The organism is Gilliamella sp. M0364, from assembly GCF_016100565.1.
GTDB lineage: Bacteria > Pseudomonadota > Gammaproteobacteria > Enterobacterales > Orbaceae > Gilliamella > Gilliamella apis.
The window spans coordinates 1-21,449 of sequence record NZ_JACFSF010000008.1 but is presented as its reverse complement, the minus strand read 5'-3'; the positions used below and the strand labels follow the sequence as shown (position 1 = coordinate 21,449).

The following is a 21,449-nucleotide window of genomic DNA, read 5'->3' as shown; positions in this document are numbered from 1 at the left end:
ATGGTAAAATAACGACTTTAATTTTGGACTGAGGATAGCTAGAATCATGAGCTTATCTGGTAAAAATATTTTATTAGGCATAACGGGTGGCATTGCTGCTTATAAATGTCCAGATCTTGTCCGCCATTTAAAAAAGGCTGGTGCGCAAGTACGAGTTGTATTGACCGAGTCCGCTAGTCATTTTGTCGCACCGATGACGTTACAAGCGGTATCTGGTAATGCAGTATCAAAAGAGTTATTCGATCCTACAGCTGAACTCTCAATGAGCCATATTGAATTAGCTAAATGGGCTGATTTAGTATTAATTGCCCCGGCTACAGCGAATATTATTGCTAAGATGGCAAATGGTATTGCCGATGATCTGTTATCGACGATGTGCCTTGCGACGCCAGCCAAAATTGTTATCGCACCAGCAATGAATCAACAGATGTATAAAGCTGCCGCAACGCAGCAAAATTTAGCGACATTAGAATCACGCAATACGTTAATTTTAGGTCCAGATGAGGGTTTTCAAGCGTGTGGTGATATTGGTCCTGGTCGCATGGTTGAACCGACAACTATCGTTGAAAGTATTAATAACTATTTTCAAGCTAATTCCGAACTTGCTGGAACCACCATTACTATCAGTGCAGGCCCTACCATTGAAGAGCTTGATCCAGTCCGTTATATCAGTAATTATAGTTCTGGTAAAATGGGCTTTGCCATTGCAAAAGCGGCGGCCGAAATGGGAGCAACAGTGAACTTAATTAGCGGTCCAGTTAATTTAACAACACCTGATAATGTTAATCGCATTAATGTAAAAAGTGCTAAACAGATGTATGATGAGGCATTGGTTTTGGCGAAGAAATCTACGATTTTTATCTCTTGTGCCGCTGTTGCTGATTATCGGGCTGAGACTATTGCTAAGAATAAAATTAAAAAAACTGATGATAGCAATGAGCTTGTGATTAAATTAGTTAAAAATCCGGATATTGTTGCCAGTATTGCTGGATTAAAAGAATACCGTCCATTTGTCGTTGGTTTTGCCGCTGAAACGAATGATGTAAAGGCCTATGCCCTTAAAAAATTGACCACAAAAAATTTAGATTTAATTTGTGCTAACGATGTGTCAGACCAGAATATAGGTTTTAACTCTGATCAAAATGCATTAACCCTTTATTGGCAAAATGGCGAACAAACGTTACCATTAAGCAGTAAACAACAATTAGCAAAACAGTTACTTCAAGCAGTTATAACACGATATAAAGCGAGTCATGATGAAAAGAAAAATTGATATTAAAGTATTAGATAAACGTTTAGGTAATGAGTTTCCACTACCAACTTATGCAACCGAAGGTTCAGCTGGTATCGATTTAAGAGCAATGTTTGATAAAACTACCGAAATTAAACCTGGTGAAACGATTTTAACTCCAACTGGTTTATCTATGCATATTGCTGATCCTAGCTTAGCTGCATTAGTGTTACCTCGTTCAGGACTTGGTTCAAAAAATGGTATTGTTCTTGGTAATTTAGTTGGTTTAATTGATTCTGATTATCAAGGTCAATTATTTGTGCCAGTTTGGAATCGAAGCCAAACCCCATTTGTTATTGAACCGGGCGATAGAATTGCGCAATTAATTATTGTGCCAGTCGTGCAAGCTGAATTTAATATTGTTGATGATTTTGTTGAATCAACACGCGGTGAAGGTGGATTTGGGCATTCAGGTAAGAAATAATCGTGAGTAGCAAAAATAAAAATCGTAAAGAAGATATACTCCAAGCATTGGCAACTATGCTTGAATCTAATGAAGGTACGCAACGAATCACAACGGCTAAATTAGCTGCAACAGTTGGTGTTTCTGAAGCTGCATTGTATCGACATTTTCCCAGTAAGACGAAAATGTTTGAGAGCTTAATTGTTTATATTGAAGATATTTTGCTTTCTCGTATTAATGTTATTATGCAAGATGAACCGAATACCTTTGTTCGACTGCAACTTATTTTAGCCTTAATACTTGGTTTTTCTGAAAAGAACCCAGGTCTGACTCGTATCATGACTGGGCATGCCTTAATGTTTGAGCAAGAGCAATTGCAAGATCGAATTAGTCAATTATTTGAACGAATCGAAACCCAGATAAAGCAAGTCATACGAGAAAGAAAAATTCGTGAAGGTATCGCTTTTACCACTGATGAACGTATTTTGGCTGGTCAGTTACTTGCATTTTGTGAAGGAATGATGGCACGTTATTCTCGTTCAGGTTTTAAGTATTTACCCACAACAAACTTTGAAACCCGTTGGGCTTTATTAGCAAAACAGTTAGTTTAATTCGACTCACTAACAATTATCGTTCTAACTATTTCTGTTATTGTTACAGAGGATAATTTCATGAATTTTGAAAATATAACTAATCAAATTCTATTCTTTATAGAAAAATATGATGGGGTAGTATTGAGTTATGTAGCTCATTTTTGTTTTGCCATTGTTATTTTTCTTATTGGCCGAACCATTGCTAAATTTGTTGCTCGCCAATTAAGAAGAATATTAACCAATCGTCATGTTGATCCAACCGTAGTTAAATTTGTTAGTTCGTTATCTTATTACGCCATTATAGTTATGACATTAGTTGCGGTGCTAGGGCAACTTGGTGTGCAAACCGCTTCAATTGTTGCGGTAATCGGTGCGGCAGGCTTGGCGGTAGGTTTAGCTTTGCAAGGGTCGTTGTCGAATTTTGCTGCTGGTGTAATCTTAATTATTTTTCGTCCTTTTAAAGTTGGGGAAACCGTGGTTATTAATAACCAAAAAGGGGATATTGATTCAATTCAAATCTTTTCAACCACTATTGTCACCCCAACAAATGAAGTAGTCGTTATTCCAAATGGCCAAGTAGTTAGTGCCAATATTATTAACTATACCCGTTTGCCGGAAAGACGTTTAGATTTAGTCGTTAATGTTGGCTATAATTCAGATATTCAAAAGGTTTATCAAGTTTTAAATCAAGCAGTGAATAAAACAAATAATATCTTAACCAGTAAAGATACAATTATCCGTTTGGATTTATTGGATGCTTCATCGATGAATTTTAATGTTTTAGTTTGGACTCTCAATGCCAATTATGGACCAGTTAAAGCTGAATTGCTTGAAAATATTAAAAATGGCTTAACTGAAAATGGTATTAACATTCCATATCCAACTATGGATGTAAATGTAAACTCTCAATCATAATATTCAATTATTGTATTCTGTTGCTGGTTAGCAACGGAATACAACACTTCTTTTTGCAGTTAGATATCTTGATCCATATTTAATGCTGGTTTGTCGCAATCAGGGCAACCAACGATTTTAGCTGGCACACCTGCCACAGTAGTATGTTCCGGTACTGGCTCTAAAACTACTGAACCGGCACCAATTTTAGCGCCTTTACCAATTTCAATATTCCCTAAAATTGTCGAATGGGCACCAATCATAACGCCTTCACGAATTTTTGGATGACGATCGCCATTTTCTTTACCGGTGCCCCCTAAAGTGACTGATTGTAGGATAGAGACATCATTTTCAATGACTACCGTTTCACCAATGACAATACCTGTTGCATGGTCAAACATAACACCACAACCAATTTGGGCTGCTGGATGAATATCAACACCAAAAACAATGGCAATTTGGCTCTGTAAGAAGGTTGCTAAAGATTTACGATCTTGTTTCCAAAGCCAGTGTGCAATTCGATAAGCTTGTAATGAAAGGAATCCTTTATAATAGAGCAATGGCGTTGAATAGTAATTAGTGGCTGGGTCACGAACGTACACTGCAAGAATATCAGTAATGGCGGCATGGATAATATTATCATCAGCCTGATAAGCTTGTCTGGCTATCTCGCGGATTTCAATTGCAGGTACAACTTGGGTGGCAAGTTTATTGGCTAAAATGTAACTTAAGGCACTACCTAGATTTTCATGATTAAGTAACGTTGCATGGAAATAACTCGCTAACATTGGTTCACTTTCAACCAGCTTCGATGCTTCTTGTCGAATTGTTTGCCACAACATAGCTGGTTTAACAAATTTTTTGCTTGTATTCACGCCAAATACCTATATAGATTTAAACATTAGTCATAATATTTAGTATTGTTTCGCAAACAATGGATAGACGCAAGCTTTAATAGACAAACAGATGATAATTTGTGAAATGGGAACCCGCAGTTCCCATTTCTATTCAATTATTGAATTATTATTGATTATTTGCTTGTTTATTATCACTTAAAGTAAATATTGCGATGCATGAAATGATTAGCACGATACTAGCTAGTATATAAAAAGTGGTTGAATAACCATGATTATCAAATAATTTACCCACAGGTTTTGACAACACAATAACCCCTAAATTTGATGAAATATTAAAACCAACCAAATAAAGTGTTGCTGAAAGTCTGGCATCGAAATTAGCTACAATATATTTGAACATTGCCAAAATAAATAGTGGAATTTCAATTGCATGAAATAGTTTGACCAAAGAGATTAGATAGACATTATCTAAGCTTGCTGATAAACCTATTCGACAAATCATAACTAATGCCGCCACTAATAGTGATTTTTTAGCTCCCAATTTATTAATAAAATAAGGTGCAATAATCATACAACTTGCTTCAAGAAAAACTTGGAATGAATTTAAATAACCATAAATTTTATAACCGGTTTCCTCTTTTTCGAAAAAACTGGTGTAAAAATTCGGAAATAGCTGTTGATCATAAATGGTATAAAAACTGAAAGTACCAATAATAAAGACAACAAATAGCCAAAATTTACGAAGAGCAAAAAGTGATAATATTTCACTGATTGTAGGAATATTTGGCTTCGGTACTATTATTTGCGGTGTGTTATTGCTTACCGATAATTTTTGTGTAGGTTTAAAAAATAAATTGATGATGAAATAGATAGCTGCGACGCCAGAAGCGAGCCAAAAGTTAATATGTGGATCAATGCCAAATGAAAGACCAGCAACAAGAGTCGCAGCAGCATAGCCAAATGAGCCCCAAAATCTTGCTGGGCCAAATTCAAAGTTACATAAGCGACTTATCCGCTCGATAAATGAGTCAATTAAGGCACTGCCAGATATAAAGCCTGCACTTAATACCGGTGCTCCGATACAAACACCTAATATAAAATCCTGCCTTAATAGAGGTTCATAAACATAAATCAAAAAAGGGCCAATCAGTATCATCATGATACTTTGAAAAGTAACAACCGCTTTTCCTATCTGTAATTTATCTTGAATGAAACCGTAAAAGATCATAAAAAACATGGCTGCAGCCGAATTAGCTGCATACACAACCCCTAGTTGTTCTCCGGATAATCCAATTTTGCTTTTAAGCCAAATCGCATAAAAAGACCACCAAAGCGACCATGCAGCATAAAAGGTAATAAGATAGCCTGATGAGAACCAATAATTTTTATTTTTTATCATATCTATATTCATTTTTTAGTCTCTTCTATTGGTTAGTTTAACGTTAACATGTTAATGTTAACATTATGGTCATAATTGAAATAAAATAGATACAATCAGATCTCATAAATGTTACTTTCCTCACACTTTTTATCATTTTTATTTGTGGTATCATCACACTAACTAAATATTAATTATTTTTATGCTGAGTAAAAGGATCCAACTATGGCTTCACTAAAGGATGTGGCTAAACTGGCATCTGTTTCATTGATGACAGTGTCTAGAGCGATTAATAATCCTGAAAAATTAAATAAACAAACTTATAAAAAAGTGAAGAAAGCTATTGAAGAATTGAATTATGTGCCCGATTTATCGGCACGTAAAATTCGAGGTGATAATTCAGGACCACATGCTATTGGTGTGCTGGCATTAGAAACGGCAACGACACCATTTTCAGTTGAATTACTTCAGGCAATAGAAAAAACGGCACAGCAACATGGTTGGAATACATTTATTGTCAATTTATTTGATGATAAAGATGCTGATCATGCGATTAATACGCTTTTATCTTATCGGCCTAATGGTATTATTTATACCACAATGGGATTAAGAAAAGTTGAACTACCTGAAAAACTATTAGGTAAGAATCTAGTATTAGCCAATTGTATTAGTGATTCAGAACAACTTGCTTGTTACATTCCTGATGATTATTCTGGTCAGTATCAAGCCATGCAAAACGTGATCAACAAAGGCTATAAAAAACCACTCTGCATCTATTTATCAGAAAATACCTTAGCTGGTAAAATTAGACGTAAAGCGGTTGAACAAGCATGGCTAGATGCAGGTAATGATTTAGCGGATATCACAAGCTATCATACGTCTATATCCCCTGATAATCTTGCGTTAGAGTATATGATGACGGTAGAGATCTTAGCAAAACATTGTATTAAAAAACCTGATTTTGACGTATTGATCTGCGGTAATGACCGCATAGCTTTTGTTGCATATCAATTTTTACTTAGCAAAGGGTTTCATATACCGAAGGATATCGCCGTTCTTGGGTATGATAATATGGTTGGCACTGGTGAGCTTTTTTATCCTGCACTAACTACCGTGCAATTACCTCATTACGAAATAGGACAAGCCGCTGCATTACATATCATTAATGGCCTAAGCGAAAAAAATGTCACGCATATCCCATCGCCTTATTTAGCACGAGAATCTGTCTAGAGTAAAAAAACCACCATAATATGGTGGTTTTTATTATCAATTATTGATAAATAGATTTTAATTGCCAGCTTTCTAATTTGCTAATTCTTGCTTGTCCATTTTCAGCAAATAAATTAATTAAACGTGTAGCTGGTAATTTTGGATAAATACGGCTTGAAAGACTATATAAATCTTTGTTGACGAAAACCTCGACTGATGATGCATCCACAAAAATATGCAATGTTACTTTTTTGTTTCTTGGTAATGGCACGCTGCGATAACCTTTTAAATCGAGTCCAGAAAGGCTTCGATCAAGAACCAGTCGATTAGATTGCAAGTCAATATACAATAATGTAGCTTGTTTACCATCTGAGGTGGCAGCGAGTTGTAAGCCAAAACGTTCGGCATTACTATTGGCTAAATCAATTTCAACATTAAGTTCACAACTAATTGACTCGATATCGGTATTTTTTAATTCATTATTTAATGTGATATTGGTTAATAATTGCGGTTTTTCTCGCAAAGCTTCAAGTTCTTTTACTGGTCGGTTACGAACTTTGTTTTGGCGGTCTAGAATTAATTCACGTGGTAGAGTAAATGCCCCCATCCATTTATCGTGTTTACTTGGCATTTTTGACTCCCACATATCCATCCATGCAAATACAATTCGGCGACCATCAGCGGCAAGAAATGATTGTGGTGCATAAAAATCATGACCAAAATCCATCTCTTGGAATGATTTAATGACAGTAAATGGTTTACCAGGTTGCCAATCGCCAACAATATACCCCGATTGGAATCGATTCCGGTATTGATAACCTTTAGCGTGCATGCCTTGCGGTGAAAACATCAAGATCCATTTATCACCCAATGGGAAAAAGTCAGGACATTCAAGCATATAAACATTAGGATCAATATCACTGATAAGTACTTGATCAAATATCCAATCTTTTAAGTCAGTTGAGCGATAAAGCAATACTTGCCCGATGTCATTGGCTTCTCGTTGCCCAACCACCATCCACCATTTTCCTTGTTGTTGCCAAACTTTAGGATCACGAAAATGCATAATCCCTTCTTTGGGTGTCAGCACAGTACCATGTTTTTCAAAATGAACACCATCTTTACTGGTAGCAAGACATTGGGTTTCACGAATATGTTCATCATTGCCTTGACCATTTAGCCAGATATGACCAGTGTAAATTAAACACAGTTCACCATTATTATCTACGGCAGAGCCAGAGAAACAGCCGCTTTGGTCATAATCATGATCGGGTGCAATAGCAATGGGTAATCTTCGCCATGTAATCAGATCATCACTTACCGCATGACCCCAATGCATCGGTCCCCAATTTTCATCATAAGGATGATGTTGGTAAAAGGCATGATATTGCCCTTTATAATAAACTAAACCATTGGGATCGTTCATCCAGCCAGCTTGCGGTGCTAAATGAAAATGAGGGAAATACTGTTTATTTATTTGTTGTTCTAGTTTTTCTACAGCTTGGTTTGCTTTATCAATTGCAGTATTCATAACATTACCTTCGTTCAAATTGAGTTAAGTTAATATAGTTACATACTACCTTAAAACATTTGTTAACGTTAACTTATAATAATATAAACGTTAATTTATGTGATACTAGTCACATATTTTTAACGTTAACAATGATTTTTTTTATAAATGATTTAGTTTATTATTAATATTGATTATCAGCATATCAATTAATTAGTCATTAATTAACTAATTTAATCGAAAAGTATAGTGCAATAACATTAGTCGTGTTACATAGATTCAATCTCTTTTAACAATAATATGAGTGACAAAATGAAAAATACAAAAGTATGGTCTCTTGGTGATGCCGTTATTGACTTACTGCCATTTGGTGAAATGAACTATCGAGCCTGTGCAGGTGGAGCCCCAGCAAATGTTGCTATCGGTATTGCTAAGTTAGGACTTCCTTCAGGTTTTATTGGTAGAGTGGGTAATGACCCATTTGGTCACTTTATGGAGAAGACTTTTTGTGAACATCATGTGGATTGCCAAAGTCTGGAAAAGGACGATGAGCATAGAACGAGTACAGTGGTAGTTGATTTAGGAGACAATGGTGAACGTAGTTTCACTTTTCTTGTTTCGCCTTCAGCTGATCAATTTTTATCTGAACAAGCATTGCCGGATTTTAATCAGGACATTTTACATTTTTGTTCTTTGGCGTTAGTTGGCACAACCTGTCGACAAACATTAAAAACAGCTATTGAAAAACTGACTGCTAAAAATGGTTTGATTAGTTTTGATATCAATTTGCGTGAACAAATGTGGCAAGATAAAACTGAAATGCGCTCCGTTATCACCCAATTCTGCCATGATGCTGACATTCTTAAACTTTCTGATGAAGAGCTATTTTGGTTAACGGAAAGTCAAGAGTGGCATGTAGCACTTAATAAACTACAACAACATTATAATGCACCGCTTAAATTAATCACTAAAGGTAAAGACGGTAGTATTGTGTTATGGCAAGGTAAAACGTTTAGTTTTGACTCTTTCCACGTTAATAGTATTGATACAACAGGAGCAGGCGATGCATTTGTTGCTGGATTACTTAGTAGTATTGCTTCATCGGGAATGCCGGAAGATAAATTAATGTTAGAAAGTATGATGACGATAGCTAGCGCTTGTGGGGCATTGGCTACTACTAAAAAAGGCGCATTAACAGCATTACCGGATAGTGCATTTTTACAATCCTTTATTAGTGATAACCCAGCGCTAATTGCTAAACAAATGGTGTAAATAATGACAGAAAAACAAAAAATGCTAACAGGACTACTTTATGATCCTAGTATCGATAAACTTGAAAATGAACGGCTTTATGCCCAAGATATCTGTTTTCAGTTAAATCAATTATCGCCAAGTGCTATTGATAAACGGCAACAATTATTCAAGACATTATTAGGAAAAACGAAACGGAAATTTACCATAATGCCAGGTTTTCAGTGTGATTACGGCTATAATATTGAAATCGGCGAGGATTTTTTTGCTAATTTTAATTGTATTATATTAGACGCAGCTAAAGTAACATTTGGTGATAATGTGCTTGTCGCGCCTAATTGCGGTTTTTATACTTCAGGTCATCCACTTGATAGCCAAACAAGGAGTAGTGGTTTAGAGTTTGCCAAACCAATAACAATCGGTAATAACGTTTGGATTGGCGGTAATGTTATTGTATTACCGGGTGTAACAATTGGTGATAATAGTGTTATTGCTGCCGGAAGCATTGTTGATCGTGATATACCTAGCAATGTTATTGCTATGGGGTGTCCCTGCCGAGTTCATAAAAAGTTAGCAGGGGAATGATCTTAACTTTTTGGCCGATTGCTATAAGCTTGCGCAGGTTTGTCTTGCCCACAGATCGATAGCAAATACGTCTTCAATCGTGGTTGGTTCAGGAAAATCAAGTGTTTCTAAAACCGTTGCTACCTGTTTAGCAATATCCATAAAGCCGATTTTGTTTTGTAAAAATGCTGCTACCGCCATTTCATTAGCCGCATTAAGTGCCGTTGTTGCCGCTTGTCCTTGATTAAATGCATCAATCGCTAATTTTAAACAAGGATAACGGTTAAAATCGGGTTGAGAAAAAGTCAGTGAGGAAATTTGCGTAAAATCTAATGCCGGCACGCTTGATGAAATTCTAGCAGGGTAAGACATTGCATAAGCAATTGGTGTACACATATCAGGCATTCCGAGCTCGGCAATTACGCTACCATCTTGGTAACGAACCATTGAATGTATTATTGATTGTGGATGAATTATAATTTCCATCTCGTCAGCACTAGCATTAAATAGCCAACGGGCTTCAATATATTCTAGTCCTTTATTCATCATGGTGGCCGAATCGATAGAGATTTTCTTACCCATTGACCAATTAGGATGAGCAACCGCTTGTTCAGGCGTAACTGTGGTTAATTGATTTAACGGTAAATCTCGAAATGGTCCTCCTGAACCGGTTAGGACAATTTTGGTGATGCCATAATCGGCTAAATTAGCAAATCCTAAATTTTGTTGAACTTCTGATGGGAGGCTCTGAAAGATTGCATTGTGCTCACTATCAACTGGTAATAACTGTGCTCCATATTGTTTAACTGCCTGCATAAATAAATGGCCACAAGTTACCAAAGATTCTTTATTGGCTAACAAAATCCGTTTGCCTTTTTTAATGGCGGCAAGGGTAGGTTTTAATCCTGCAGCCCCGACTATAGCTGCCATTACCATATCTACTTCAGTAAGCTCTGCTAAATCGCATATAGCTTGTTGACCATGAAATACTTCAATATTTAATTTTAGGTCTACGAGATTTTTTCTAAGTTGCTGTGCTGCTTCTTCATCAGCCATTGCGACATAATTTGGCCTAAATTCCAAACATTGTTCAGTCATTTTGCCAACATTCTGCCCACCAGTTAAAGCAAATGCTTTAAATAAATCTGGATTTTGTCGAATAACGGCCAAAGTGCTGCAACCTATTGAACCAGTTGAGCCTAAAATTGTGATATTTTTCATATTAGTAAATTAAACTTATGTTGTTTTCATTAAAAAAAGAGACAAATTTTTCATCGGGCAGTTTATCAGTAATTATCTGATCGAACAAAGTCAATTCACTAATAAATGCCGGCTTTATTTGATTAAATTTAGTATGATCGGCAATCAATATTTTTTGCGCTGATTTTTTCATTGCTTGTTGCTTCATATCTAATTCTTCAAAATGATAACAAGTTACCCCTTGTTGCAAATCGATACCAGCAGCTGAAATAAATGCTTTATTCGGACATATAGAATCTAATTGATTGTGCTGATTTACACTTGTGAAGATAGCATTATTGAGTTGATAATGACCGCCACATAAAATAATTTTACATTTCGGTTTATGTTGTAGTGCCAATAAACTATTTAATGAATAACAGATAGCAGTAAATGCAATATCATTATCTATTGCATTAATGATAAAAGGCATGGTGGTGCCACAATCAAAAAATATTGTATCGTTTTCATTGATAAATTGACTAACAAGTTTTGCAATATAAGCTTTTTCTTCAACTTGCTTATCCTGCTGATCTGAAACGAAATACTTTGCGATTGAATGACGGTCTTCATTGACAATATAGCCACCTAAGACAATTAATGAGGAGGGGTAATTGTTAAGATCACGCCTGATAGTCATTTCTGACACGGCTAATTGTTCAGCCGCTGCTTTTAGGTGGATCTTGTCAGTGTTTTTTAGGATTTCAAGGAGTTCATTTATTCTTTTTTGTGGTTGAGTTTCCATTGTTTTTCCTAAATAACAATAAGCTACATAATATATATGTAACTTATTGTTATGATTGATTAGTAATTGCTAGATGATGTACTGTTACCTGAAACGATTGCAATACCAGCACTTGCGCCTAAACGATTTGCACCAGCTTGAACCATTTTTTCGGCAGTCATACGATCACGAATACCACCAGACGCTTTTACGCCCATATTTTCACCGACTGTTTCACGCATTAATTTTACATCTTCAACTGTTGCCCCAGAAGTACTAAAGCCGGTAGATGTTTTGACAAAAGCAACTCCAATATCTTTACAAATTGTACAAACTTTAACAATTTCTTCTTTGGTTAATAAGCAAGTTTCTAAAATAACTTTTAATGGTACTGAACCGCAGGCTTTGAATACCGCTTCGATATCATTTTTAACTGCATCCCAATTATTGCTTTTTAGCCAACCGACATTGATTACCATGTCAATTTCTTCTGCACCAGCTTTAACAGCCATTTCTGTTTCATAAGCTTTAGCTGACGTAAGCATAGCACCAAGTGGAAAACCGACTACTGAACATACTTTTACATCACTACCTTTTAATAACTCTGCCACTAAAGGTACATAGCCAGAATTAACGCACACAGAATAAAAATGATATTCTTTTGCTTCATCACAGAGTTTTCGAATCTGATCTTCAGTCGCATTCATCGCTAATAAAGTATGATCAATATACTTTGCATAATCCATAAGGGGTTCCTTAAATTTTTTATTAATGTTAAATCTAGTTAATTTTGTTAATCTGTAAATAGTAATGTTATAAAAATAACAAATATAACCAAATAATGTTACTTTTATAACATTATATCGCTAATTTGTGAGAATTTGAAATATAACAACTGCTATTAATATGTTAAAGAAATAAATAAAAACGCCCAATTTAATAAAATTGGGCGTCAAAATGGTATTTATGAATTTGTGAAATAGATTAGAATTCCATTAATTCTTTCTCTTTCTCAGCAAGTACTGCATCTAATTTTTTAATAGCAGCATCAGTAGCTTTTTGAATTAAATCTTGTGATTTACGTTCATCATCTTCAGAAATTTCTTTATCTTTCAATAATGCTTTGATTTGATCATTGGCATCACGACGGATATTACGGATCGATACACGGCCTTGCTCTGCCTCACCACGAACAATTTTAGTTAAATCACGACGGCGCTCTTCAGTAAGCGGTGGCAGAGGAACTCGAATAACGGTCCCCGCTGATGCCGGATTTAATCCTAAATCTGAAGTTAAAATTGCTTTTTCAATTAATGGTGTTAATGATTTATCAAATACTGTAATTGCAAGGGTTCTTGCATCTTCAGCAACGATATTGGCTAATTGACGAAGTGGTGTTGGGCTACCATAATACTCAACCATAATGCCATCTAATAAACTTGGCGATGCACGACCAGTTCTAATTTTAGAAATATGATTCTGAAACGCATCAATACTTTTTTCCATGCGCTCTTGCGCTTCTTTTTGAATCTCATTTAGCATAATAAAAACCTTTTTAAATAAATAAGACTAGCAGCTAACTGTAGCCTGATTATTGATTAATGTTCCTTCTGATTCGCCTAGAATGACGCGACGTAATGCACCCGGTTTATTCATATTAAACACACAAATTGGTAGATTATGATCACGAGCCAATGTAAATGCGGCTAAATCCATCACTTTTAATTCATCATCTAACACTTTCTCGTAATTAAGTGTTTTATAAAGTGTTGCATTAGGATCTTTTACCGGATCGGCTGAATAAACACCATCAACTTTGGTTGCTTTTAAAACCACATCAGCTTCAATTTCAATACCTCTTAAACAGGCTGCTGAGTCAGTTGTGAAAAATGGGTTACCGGTTCCAGCCGAAAGGATAACGACCTTACCATGTTTAAGCAAGCTGATTGCTTCAGTCCAGCGATAATCATCACAAACGCCGTTTAATGGAATTGCCGACATCAAACGGGCATTAACTTCAATTCGGTGCAATGCATCACGCATAGCAAGACCGTTCATTACTGTGGCAAGCATACCCATATGGTCACCAACAACACGATTCATGCCTGCTTTAGCAAGTCCTGCACCACGAAATAGATTACCACCCCCAATAACAACAGCAACCTGAACTCCCATGTCGATAAGTTCTTTAATTTCTTGAGCCATACGATCAAGAACGGTTGGATCAATACCAAAACCTTCATCACCTTGCAGCGCTTCACCACTAAGTTTGAGAAGGATACGTTTATAGAAAGGGGTTACCATATGAAGTCTCACTATTTCGTTATTTAATTACTTAAAAAGCTAGCATAACTAGCCGGCAATCATTTTAAAATATTTTGTGGATAAACAAAACCGCCATGAAGGCGGTTTTGATAAAACAATTAAGATTGTTTCGACATCGCAGCCACTTCTGCTGCAAAATCAACTTCGACTTTTTCGATACCTTCACCCACTTCAAAGCGGATAAATGATGCAACAGTCGCTTTTTTCTCAGTAAGTAAATCACCAACTGTTTTGCTTGGATCCATTACAAATGGTTGACCAGTAAGTGATACTTCACCAGTGAATTTACGCATACGGCCTTCAACCATTTTTTCTGCGATTTCACGAGGTTTACCAGATTGCATTGCAATATCAATTTGAATATTACGTTCATGCTCAACCACATCTGCAGGTACATCGCTAGGGTCAACATATTCTGGTTTGCTTGCTGCAATGTGCATTGCAATGTGTTTAACTAATTCTTCATCACAACCACTGTTAGCTGCAACTAAAACACCAATACGTGCACCGTGTTGATAACTACCAACTACATCGCCAGTAATTTGTTGAACACGACGGATGCCGATGTTTTCACCAATTTTAGCAACTAATGCAGTACGTTCTTCTTCAAATTTTGCTTGTAAAGCTGCAATATCAGTGATTTTATCATTTAAAGCAGCTGTTGCTACTTTATCACTGAATTCTAAGAAACCAGCATCTTTAGCAACAAAGTCAGTTTCACAGTTAATTTCTAAAATAACACCAACTTTTTTATCTGCTGAAATTTTAGAAATAATTACACCTTCAGCTGCCACACGACCTGCTTTTTTAGCTGCTTTGGCTTGACCAGATTTACGCATGTTGTCGATAGCAAGATCGATATCACCATTTGCTTCAACTAATGCTTTTTTACATTCCATCATACCTGCGCCAGTTCTTTCGCGCAGTTCTTTTACCATAGAAGCGGTAACTTCAGCCATTTTAAAATCCTCTATTTAACCATTATGATGATTTTCATTAGAATGGGTCGACGATATTATCGACCCTGAAAATATTTGAGTTTATTATTCTGCTGCTGGAGCTTCTTCAACAAAGCTTTCTTCAGATACTGGAGATTGGTTTTGTTCACGACCTGAACGTACTGCTTCAGCAACTGCATTTGCATATAATTGAATTGCACGGATTGCGTCATCATTACCAGGAACAATGTAATCAATACCATCTGGATCTGAGTTAGTATCAACAACAGCAATGACTGGAATACCTAAATTGTTAGCTTCTTTGATTGCGATATGTTCATGGTCTGCACCAATAACAAAAATCACATCGGGTAAGCCACCCATATTTTTAATTCCACCCAAGCTATTTTCTAATTTAGCCATTTCACGAGCACGCATAAGTGCTTCTTTCTTGGTTAATTTATCAAATGTACCATCATTAGCTTGTGTTTCTAAATCTTTTAAACGTTTGATTGATTGACGTACTGTTTTCCAGTTAGTCAACATACCACCTAACCAACGGTGATTAACGTAGTATTGTCCACAGCTTTCTGCTGCTTGTTTAATTGCTTCACTTGCAGCACGTTTTGTACCAACAAATAGAATTTTACCTTTACGCGCAGCAACTTTGTTTAATTCAGCTAATGCTTCATTGAACATTGGTACTGTTTTTTCAAGATTGATGATGTGAACTTTGTTACGAGCACCAAAAATAAATGGTTTCATTTTTGGGTTCCAATAACGAGTTTGGTGTCCAAAGTGTACACCTGCTTGTAACATATCGCGCATTGATACTGTAGTCATGATTTCCTCATTTTTACGTTGGGGTTATGCCTCCACATATCCGCTTTATCCGACCTTATTACTTTAAGTAAAAGGCACCCCGGCAAAGAGTAATGATATGTGTGTGTTATAACGTTAATTAATTATTAAATTTTATGCTGATGTTTCATTATTATTTTCAATAAAAATAATCTGAAATATAGCGCGCGTTTTATACCACATTTAAATTAAGATTACCAGAAGTATTTATTTTTATAGGTGATGAAATATTAGTTTTTTATTAAAGGTTGTGGATTTGGTCTGGAAAAATAACGATATAAGCTAACAAAGTCAATTTATTAGCTTATATTAAAAAAGTTGCATGTTGCTTTAAATCATTAAGCCTTTTTAACAAAACAAGCTTTAAGCATTACTTTCATGCCATCAATTTTACAATCAATTTCGTGGTCACCGTCTACTAGACGAATGCCTTTAGCTTTAGCCCCTTTTTTGAGGACGGTTGATGAGCCTTTTAATTTTAAATCTTTAATCAAAATAATATCATCGCCATCAACTAACAAATTACCATTGCTATCTTTAACTTGTAATTCATCGGTTGTCGAAGTTTCTTGATTTGGATCCCATTCGTGTGCACATTCCGGACAAACATAAAAAGTACCATCGTGGTAAGTGTGTTCAGATTGGCAAGCCGGGCAATTAGGTATAGATTCCATAGTTTTTCATTAATCCAAATTAAATAAAATGATGTCCACTATAGCAAAAAAAGACTATTTAGTCATGATATTCAGCTATACCTAATAGTTTTTTATTATTTCGGTTTGACACTACAGATAGCAATGTAATTAAGGTATTTTTTATTTTTTCTAAATGTTTTAAACATTTTGATAAATTGTGGTCGATTTTGTTTATGTAATGCATTACCAACAATTTTGATTGCACCAAAAAATCCTTCATCGGTAATCATACCTCGTGGTGACATTAACGTCATAGCGGCATGTTCTGATTTTATATTGATAAATCCTATAGTTGAAAAAAGATTAATCCATTCATCATGACTCATAGGCTGTGCATTAACATTGATCGCATTATGAATCTGTGCCGTGACGTCTTGAGAGTTTTCTGGATTTACTAACATAATGTCATGCGTTAATAATTTTCCACCTGGTTTTAATACTCGAAAATACTCGCTGAGTAAGCGAGCTTTCGCTTTGTCTGCATACATGGTTAACATCGCTTCATTAATTACAATATCAAAGCTGTTATCAGGGAAAGGTAATTTGGAAGCGTCGGCTTGTTGTATATCGACTAACTGACTAACATTATTTTTAATAACATTTTGTTTGGCTTTCTCTAATGCCATTTTATCCATGTCGATACCAATAATATGGCATTTAAATCGCTTAGCTATTTCGATAGAGGTCGTGCCCATATTGCATGCGATCTCTAACACTTGGCTTTGTGGCGTAAATTCTGCTTGTTTAAATAACCATTCCGTAGCTTTCTTTCCCCCTGGGCGTAACCTTGTTTTCCCTAAACGAGCAAGAAATTTATGGCCAGCTTCTTTTTTAATTTGTTCCATTGTCTATCCTTAGTTTAATTAGTCTTTAATGTGATTTCTCTCAACATAATTAATAGCATTTTTGCTGGTATTGGTGCTTCAACAGCATGAGGGATATTAGCTGGCATTTTTACTATCGTTCCTGGTTCAGCTTTAACTGGTTTGCCATCAATAATTAAATTTAATTGCCCTTCTATGACCATAACGATCGCATCAAATGGTGCACTATGTTCAGAGAGCCCTTGTCCTTTATCAAAAGCAAATAAGGTTAAGTTACCACCAGATGTTTTAGCTAATACTCGACTAGCAATACCTTGCTCCGTTTGTTTAATTAATGAAGCTAAATTTAGTTCTTGTGCTGGAGGAATAGTATTATTTGGCATAAGATGCTCCTGTTTTTCAGTAAGTGCAAAACAAAATATAATTGTTATTTTGGTCAATGCTTATGATATAGGTTATAAGTGGTTAAATTATTATTGTTAAAAAACATTATATTTCATATGGTTATTGATAATTAATAATAGGGCTTTATTTATTGAAATAAGAATTATTATCAATTATATTGAAGTCATTCTAAAGTTATTATTAGGCAATCCCTATGACATTTGTCAAAAATATACCAACTCAAGATGAGATTTTAACTTGGTTAAATAATGTAAAAATGTTTGATGGGTTAACCACTGATGCATTAATACCAATCCTTGAAAATGCTAGTTATATGGAATTTAGTACCGGTGAGCTAATTAGTTATGAAGGTATGCCTTTTTCTGGTTGTTCTTTGGTTCTTGCTGGTAAAGTTGAGGTATTTAGAAATACTTATTTAGGTGAAGAAAAAGTTTTTGGGATTTTTTCGCCTTATGAATTAGTTGCCATTGCTGCAGTGTTTATGCCTCATAATCGCTTTCCCATGACAATTCGAGCAAAAACTAATTGCTCATTATTATTACTTGAAAAAAATAGCGTATTACAAGTTTGTATGAATAATCCTATTGTTATGCAACGCTTGTTAGTGCAATTTAGTACTAAACTATACGAACAAATTAATAACATCGATTGGTTAACATCCAGTTCGGCAGAACAGCGTTTAGCTGCTTATATTTTATCGTTATCTTCGAAACAAGATACAAGTTTTGTGTTACCAATATCACGCAGTCAATTGGCAACTAAGCTCGGTATCCGTTATGAAACGTTAAGCCGACTAATTTCTAGTTGGCGTAAACAAAAAATAATTGAAATTAAATTGAATCAGGTAACAATTTTAAAGAGAACCTATCTTCACCAGCTTACGCTTCCTTCACAACGTTCATTTTAAGTAGCTGTATCTGACAGCATTACTGTCAGATACACTTTTTTAGAAGTGATAAACAAGCCCACTATTGAGATTGAATCCCATAGCTGGGAATAAAGTATTTTCTTGTTTTGATTTTACTACATTATTAGCAACCGAGGCGGTAGCATAATGTTTGTTGGTTAGGTTATCTGCAGTTAAATAAGCCGACCAACCATTAGGATTTTGATAATTAATTTTAAAGCCTAAAGCTACATATTTATCTCGGTATTGAACATTCATATTATTGGCATGATCAACCGGCGTATTAGTTGGGGACCAGTGAATATTGGGGCCAAGTGTCCAGTTATCATATTTATATAAAATTTCTGCAGTAATCGTATTTCTTGGGATGCCGGCAATATAATTACGATTATATTCGCCACCCATAAAACGAAAATCGTTATACGTCCAAGCTAGACGATATTCAATATCGCCAGAAATAAAAACTGAAGGTATTAGTCCTTTTAGGCCTGCTTCTATCCCTTGATGACGTGTTTTGGCACCATAATTAAATACCCCTATTGCCGTTCCACCTGTGTCGTAAGTGGTAATATATTCATCTTTAATGATGCTTCTATATAAAGCAATATCCCAGTTTAATTCTTGGGTTATCTTACCATTACCACCAATTTCAGCAGTAATGCCTTTTTGACGATTTAATTTGTTAATTTTGGCTTTCATGCCATCGCTAGTAATAATTTCACGAAAGGATGCGGGTTCGTTACTGGTGCTTAAATTGGCATAAAATCGCGTATCATTTGTTTGATTCCAAATTACCCCTAATTTAGGTGACCAAAATGTCCATGCTTGATCAAGGGCGTTTTTATTGTGCCGCGCATCAACCTCTCGTTTGGCATGCGTAATTTTAGTATCTAAATTGAGTTGCCATTCATTGTTGATTTGCCATGAGGAACCAATGGATCCATATACGTTTTCTGCGGTAGCATCATATTTTCCCAGTGAACGTTTATTCATTTTGGTATGACGTCGATTCATCAATAATTGACGATCAAGATTGGTTTTATCCCATGCGAGAGCTGATCGATAGCTAAAATTATCAAAGGTCATATTATAAGTTAATTGACTACCAATAGTGTTACTATCACTTAAAACATAATCGGTTGGTGTAACAAAATTATCATGTGTACGCTGATACCATAAACCTAGCTCAATCGCTTGGTTGTCTAAAGTCCAATTTGCGCGGTTAGCAATACGCCCCTGTTGAACATTACGATGCGGATCTCGCATTTGCACAACTTTAAAAATACTCGTTGGATCACTTTTGCTTTTACGTTGCGATAAAGGTCCTGGAATATCAAAACGTAAATCTGTCCAACTTAACCATGTTCTATTTTCAAAGTTTTCATTACTATAACCAAAGTTAGATCGAACTGTTTTCCGTTGCGAGGTTGAATGATCTCGATAACCATCAAAATGGTCATAAGATAGGCTAATGCGACCATCCATATCATAACCGCTATGACCTAATGCGATTTGCGCGGCTTCTCGACCAAATGCTCCATATTCATAACGAGCACTACCAAGTTCATCTTTTCCTGTGTAGGAGATGAAATTCAATTCTCCCCCTAAACTATTAGCTTGAGGATGGGTATTATTGGCTCCACGGTAAACTGAAATTAACCGAGCTTCACGCATATCTAAGGTACTAATATGGAAATCACCATCAGCATCCGTGATAGGTAGCCCATCTTGTAATAGTAAGACACCTCGTGATAGCGGGGCACTTTGCACTCCGGAACCACGAATGTTTAATCTTGGTTGATCTGTACCGCCAAAAAAGTTTTGAATAATAATTCCAGGTTGATAATCAAGCGCATCTTGTAGTGTGGATAATCTATTTTCCTGTTCTGGAATGATTAAGTTAGTTGCCCCAGCAGTTTGTTTCTGTTTAACTTGTTCCTGCTGAAAAGTCGGAGACAATGAATTTTTTCTATTATCACTATCATTAGGGGTAACAATAATTGTATCATGACTTGTCTCGGCTAATGCATAACCGCTAAACATCATAGGCGAATAGAATAGGGTTAATATACTTATTTGAATAACTTTATTTTTTCTGCACATAACATCTCACTTCTCATTCGATTTAATGATAATGATTATTATTTACACAAAAACAAGAAACACTATGACATTTGTCAAATATAACAAAAAATAAACAATAAAAGTTTAAGGAATAGATTATCTCAGGCTTTTGTCAATCAAGAATAATAGTATAAATTATTTTTCTTAGTTGCTTTTTCTTAGTTTTGGTAATGCCTTTAGCAGCTATATATAGCTGCATCTTCACTGATATCGCCTTTAGCTTGATACCTAGGTCTAAATAGGTTAATTAACCTGTTTAATTCGTTTAGTTAAATATTGAGGACAATAAAAAAGGTGCACAGAGTGCACCTTTTTGGAACTGATAAGAGCATTTAACATGCTCTTTAGTTACGCTTAAATTATTTGATAACTTTAGCAACAACACCAGCACCAACAGTACGACCACCTTCACGGATAGCGAAACGTAAACCGTCTGCCATTGCGATTGGGTGAATTA

At 35.6% G+C, this 21,449-nt stretch carries 22 protein-coding genes and 1 pseudogene; 8 read left to right on the top strand and 15 right to left on the bottom strand.

Translation table 11 applies throughout. The annotated features are described in order from the left end of the window. The first annotated feature begins 43 nt into the window (after positions 1-43). Genes coaBC through H3U96_RS09195 form a run of 4 tightly spaced genes read left to right on the top strand, consistent with a single transcriptional unit; the run spans position 44 to position 3,202 of the window. Complete coding sequence (gene coaBC / locus H3U96_RS09210; RefSeq protein WP_370545646.1) at positions 44-1,273, top strand: bifunctional phosphopantothenoylcysteine decarboxylase/phosphopantothenate--cysteine ligase CoaBC; 1,230 nt, start codon at positions 44-46, stop codon at positions 1,271-1,273. Further along, a complete protein-coding gene (dut, locus tag H3U96_RS09205) occupies positions 1,257-1,715 on the top strand; it encodes a dUTP diphosphatase (RefSeq protein WP_065579119.1) in 459 nt (152 codons plus the stop codon). Before coaBC ends, dut begins: the two co-directional genes overlap by 17 nt. A 2-nt stretch (positions 1,716-1,717) precedes the next feature. After that, complete coding sequence (slmA, locus tag H3U96_RS09200; RefSeq protein WP_242650638.1) at positions 1,718-2,305, top strand: nucleoid occlusion factor SlmA; 588 nt, start codon at positions 1,718-1,720, stop codon at positions 2,303-2,305. Between the two features lie 60 nt (positions 2,306-2,365). Beyond that, a complete protein-coding gene (locus H3U96_RS09195) occupies positions 2,366-3,202 on the top strand; it encodes a mechanosensitive ion channel domain-containing protein (protein ID WP_198196383.1) in 837 nt (278 codons plus the stop codon). A gap of 59 nt (positions 3,203-3,261) precedes the next feature. Here the strand turns inward: H3U96_RS09195 and cysE are convergent, their stop codons facing one another. Both cysE and H3U96_RS09185 read right to left on the bottom strand, forming a co-directional pair. Then, a complete protein-coding gene (cysE, locus tag H3U96_RS09190) occupies positions 3,262-4,023 on the bottom strand; it encodes a serine O-acetyltransferase (RefSeq protein ID WP_065579143.1) in 762 nt (253 codons plus the stop codon). Positions 4,024-4,204: 181 nt separating this feature from the next. Beyond that, a complete protein-coding gene (locus H3U96_RS09185) occupies positions 4,205-5,437 on the bottom strand; it encodes an oligosaccharide MFS transporter (RefSeq protein WP_165755218.1) in 1,233 nt (410 codons plus the stop codon). A 204-nt stretch (positions 5,438-5,641) separates the two neighbouring features. Here H3U96_RS09185 and H3U96_RS09180 point away from each other — a divergent pair, with 204 nt between their 5' ends. Next, positions 5,642-6,646, top strand: coding sequence for a LacI family DNA-binding transcriptional regulator (locus H3U96_RS09180; protein ID WP_086360769.1), 1,005 nt, complete (start codon positions 5,642-5,644; stop codon positions 6,644-6,646). A gap of 40 nt (positions 6,647-6,686) precedes the next feature. On the opposite strand, the gene H3U96_RS09175 is transcribed toward H3U96_RS09180, so the two are convergent. Next, positions 6,687-8,156, bottom strand: a complete 1,470-nt coding sequence (locus H3U96_RS09175) for a glycoside hydrolase family 32 protein (RefSeq protein ID WP_086361491.1) — start codon at positions 8,154-8,156, stop codon at positions 6,687-6,689. 291 nt (positions 8,157-8,447) lie between these two features. On the opposite strand from H3U96_RS09175, the gene H3U96_RS09170 reads away from it, so the two are divergent. Both H3U96_RS09170 and H3U96_RS09165 read left to right on the top strand, forming a co-directional pair. Next, the gene (locus H3U96_RS09170; RefSeq protein ID WP_198196381.1) at positions 8,448-9,407 is read left to right on the top strand and encodes an aminoimidazole riboside kinase; all 960 of its coding nucleotides are present in this window, start codon (positions 8,448-8,450) and stop codon (positions 9,405-9,407) included. After that, positions 9,408-9,971, top strand: coding sequence for a sugar O-acetyltransferase (locus tag H3U96_RS09165; RefSeq protein WP_370545645.1), 564 nt, complete (start codon positions 9,408-9,410; stop codon positions 9,969-9,971). Between the two features lie 21 nt (positions 9,972-9,992). Here H3U96_RS09165 and ispC read toward each other — a convergent pair whose 3' ends face one another. The 10 genes from ispC to H3U96_RS09115 all read right to left on the bottom strand — a co-directional run bounded on the left by ispC (position 9,993) and on the right by H3U96_RS09115 (position 17,939). Then, positions 9,993-11,171 (bottom strand): 1-deoxy-D-xylulose-5-phosphate reductoisomerase, encoded by a 1,179-nt coding sequence (gene ispC / locus H3U96_RS09160; protein WP_065579127.1) that lies wholly within the window; start codon positions 11,169-11,171, stop codon positions 9,993-9,995. 1 nt (position 11,172) lies between these two features. Continuing rightward, entirely contained in the window at positions 11,173-11,934 is a 762-nt protein-coding gene (gene deoR, locus H3U96_RS09155; protein ID WP_198196377.1) for a DNA-binding transcriptional repressor DeoR, read from the bottom strand. A 59-nt stretch (positions 11,935-11,993) separates the two neighbouring features. After that, positions 11,994-12,659: a deoxyribose-phosphate aldolase gene (gene deoC / locus H3U96_RS09150; RefSeq protein WP_065579129.1), complete on the bottom strand. Its 666-nt coding sequence runs from the start codon at positions 12,657-12,659 to the stop codon at positions 11,994-11,996. A gap of 238 nt (positions 12,660-12,897) precedes the next feature. Beyond that, complete coding sequence (gene frr / locus H3U96_RS09145) at positions 12,898-13,455, bottom strand: ribosome recycling factor (protein ID WP_065579130.1); 558 nt, start codon at positions 13,453-13,455, stop codon at positions 12,898-12,900. Between the two features lie 27 nt (positions 13,456-13,482). Continuing rightward, entirely contained in the window at positions 13,483-14,217 is a 735-nt protein-coding gene (gene pyrH, locus H3U96_RS09140) for a UMP kinase (RefSeq protein ID WP_065579131.1), read from the bottom strand. Between the two features lie 119 nt (positions 14,218-14,336). Beyond that, on the bottom strand, positions 14,337-15,197 hold the full coding sequence (tsf, locus tag H3U96_RS09135; RefSeq protein WP_065579132.1) for a translation elongation factor Ts: 861 nt from the start codon (positions 15,195-15,197) through the stop codon (positions 14,337-14,339). Positions 15,198-15,281: 84 nt separating this feature from the next. Further along, positions 15,282-16,019 (bottom strand): 30S ribosomal protein S2, encoded by a 738-nt coding sequence (gene rpsB / locus H3U96_RS09130; RefSeq protein ID WP_065579133.1) that lies wholly within the window; start codon positions 16,017-16,019, stop codon positions 15,282-15,284. Positions 16,020-16,375: 356 nt separating this feature from the next. Then, positions 16,376-16,711, bottom strand: coding sequence for a zinc ribbon domain-containing protein YjdM (locus H3U96_RS09125; RefSeq protein WP_065579134.1), 336 nt, complete (start codon positions 16,709-16,711; stop codon positions 16,376-16,378). Between the two features lie 95 nt (positions 16,712-16,806). Continuing rightward, positions 16,807-17,577 carry a class I SAM-dependent methyltransferase gene (locus H3U96_RS09120; protein ID WP_065613727.1) on the bottom strand — a complete coding sequence of 257 codons (771 nt, stop codon included), beginning with the start codon at positions 17,575-17,577 and terminating at the stop codon, positions 16,807-16,809. Positions 17,578-17,591: 14 nt separating this feature from the next. Further along, positions 17,592-17,939, bottom strand: a complete 348-nt coding sequence (locus H3U96_RS09115; RefSeq protein WP_065579136.1) for a cupin domain-containing protein — start codon at positions 17,937-17,939, stop codon at positions 17,592-17,594. A 215-nt stretch (positions 17,940-18,154) separates the two neighbouring features. Between H3U96_RS09115 and H3U96_RS09110 the strand changes: the two genes are divergently transcribed. Further along, positions 18,155-18,868 carry a Crp/Fnr family transcriptional regulator gene (locus H3U96_RS09110; RefSeq protein WP_086321046.1) on the top strand — a complete coding sequence of 238 codons (714 nt, stop codon included), beginning with the start codon at positions 18,155-18,157 and terminating at the stop codon, positions 18,866-18,868. Between the two features lie 39 nt (positions 18,869-18,907). Here the strand turns inward: H3U96_RS09110 and H3U96_RS09105 are convergent, their stop codons facing one another. Together H3U96_RS09105 and H3U96_RS09100 are read right to left on the bottom strand one after the other, a co-directional pair. Next, positions 18,908-20,971: a TonB-dependent receptor domain-containing protein gene (locus H3U96_RS09105; RefSeq protein WP_198196375.1), complete on the bottom strand. Its 2,064-nt coding sequence runs from the start codon at positions 20,969-20,971 to the stop codon at positions 18,908-18,910. Positions 20,972-21,351: 380 nt separating this feature from the next. Further along, positions 21,352-21,449, bottom strand: a pseudogene (locus H3U96_RS09100) (elongation factor Tu); the annotation flags it as partial.

Bases quoted from the DNA above. Each gene is read 5' to 3' on its own strand.
- tsf (WP_065579132.1), bottom strand. From the start codon at position 15,197: ATGGCTGAAGTTACCGCTTCTATGGTAAAAGAACTGCGCGAAAGAACT.
- pyrH (WP_065579131.1), bottom strand. From the start codon at position 14,217: ATGGTAACCCCTTTCTATAAACGTATCCTTCTCAAACTTAGTGGTGAA.
- H3U96_RS09115 (WP_065579136.1), bottom strand. From the start codon at position 17,939: ATGCCAAATAATACTATTCCTCCAGCACAAGAACTAAATTTAGCTTCA.
- H3U96_RS09175 (WP_086361491.1), bottom strand. From the start codon at position 8,156: ATGAATACTGCAATTGATAAAGCAAACCAAGCTGTAGAAAAACTAGAA.
- H3U96_RS09120 (WP_065613727.1), bottom strand. From the start codon at position 17,577: ATGGAACAAATTAAAAAAGAAGCTGGCCATAAATTTCTTGCTCGTTTA.
- H3U96_RS09125 (WP_065579134.1), bottom strand. From the start codon at position 16,711: ATGGAATCTATACCTAATTGCCCGGCTTGCCAATCTGAACACACTTAC.
- H3U96_RS09195 (WP_198196383.1), top strand. From the start codon at position 2,366: ATGAATTTTGAAAATATAACTAATCAAATTCTATTCTTTATAGAAAAA.
- rpsB (WP_065579133.1), bottom strand. From the start codon at position 16,019: ATGACTACAGTATCAATGCGCGATATGTTACAAGCAGGTGTACACTTT.
- H3U96_RS09180 (WP_086360769.1), top strand. From the start codon at position 5,642: ATGGCTTCACTAAAGGATGTGGCTAAACTGGCATCTGTTTCATTGATG.
- H3U96_RS09110 (WP_086321046.1), top strand. From the start codon at position 18,155: ATGACATTTGTCAAAAATATACCAACTCAAGATGAGATTTTAACTTGG.
- dut (WP_065579119.1), top strand. From the start codon at position 1,257: ATGAAAAGAAAAATTGATATTAAAGTATTAGATAAACGTTTAGGTAAT.
- deoR (WP_198196377.1), bottom strand. From the start codon at position 11,934: ATGGAAACTCAACCACAAAAAAGAATAAATGAACTCCTTGAAATCCTA.
- frr (WP_065579130.1), bottom strand. From the start codon at position 13,455: ATGCTAAATGAGATTCAAAAAGAAGCGCAAGAGCGCATGGAAAAAAGT.
- ispC (WP_065579127.1), bottom strand. From the start codon at position 11,171: ATGAAAAATATCACAATTTTAGGCTCAACTGGTTCAATAGGTTGCAGC.
- H3U96_RS09105 (WP_198196375.1), bottom strand. From the start codon at position 20,971: ATGTGCAGAAAAAATAAAGTTATTCAAATAAGTATATTAACCCTATTC.
- H3U96_RS09170 (WP_198196381.1), top strand. From the start codon at position 8,448: ATGAAAAATACAAAAGTATGGTCTCTTGGTGATGCCGTTATTGACTTA.
- cysE (WP_065579143.1), bottom strand. From the start codon at position 4,023: ATGTTGTGGCAAACAATTCGACAAGAAGCATCGAAGCTGGTTGAAAGT.
- H3U96_RS09185 (WP_165755218.1), bottom strand. From the start codon at position 5,437: ATGATAAAAAATAAAAATTATTGGTTCTCATCAGGCTATCTTATTACC.
- deoC (WP_065579129.1), bottom strand. From the start codon at position 12,659: ATGGATTATGCAAAGTATATTGATCATACTTTATTAGCGATGAATGCG.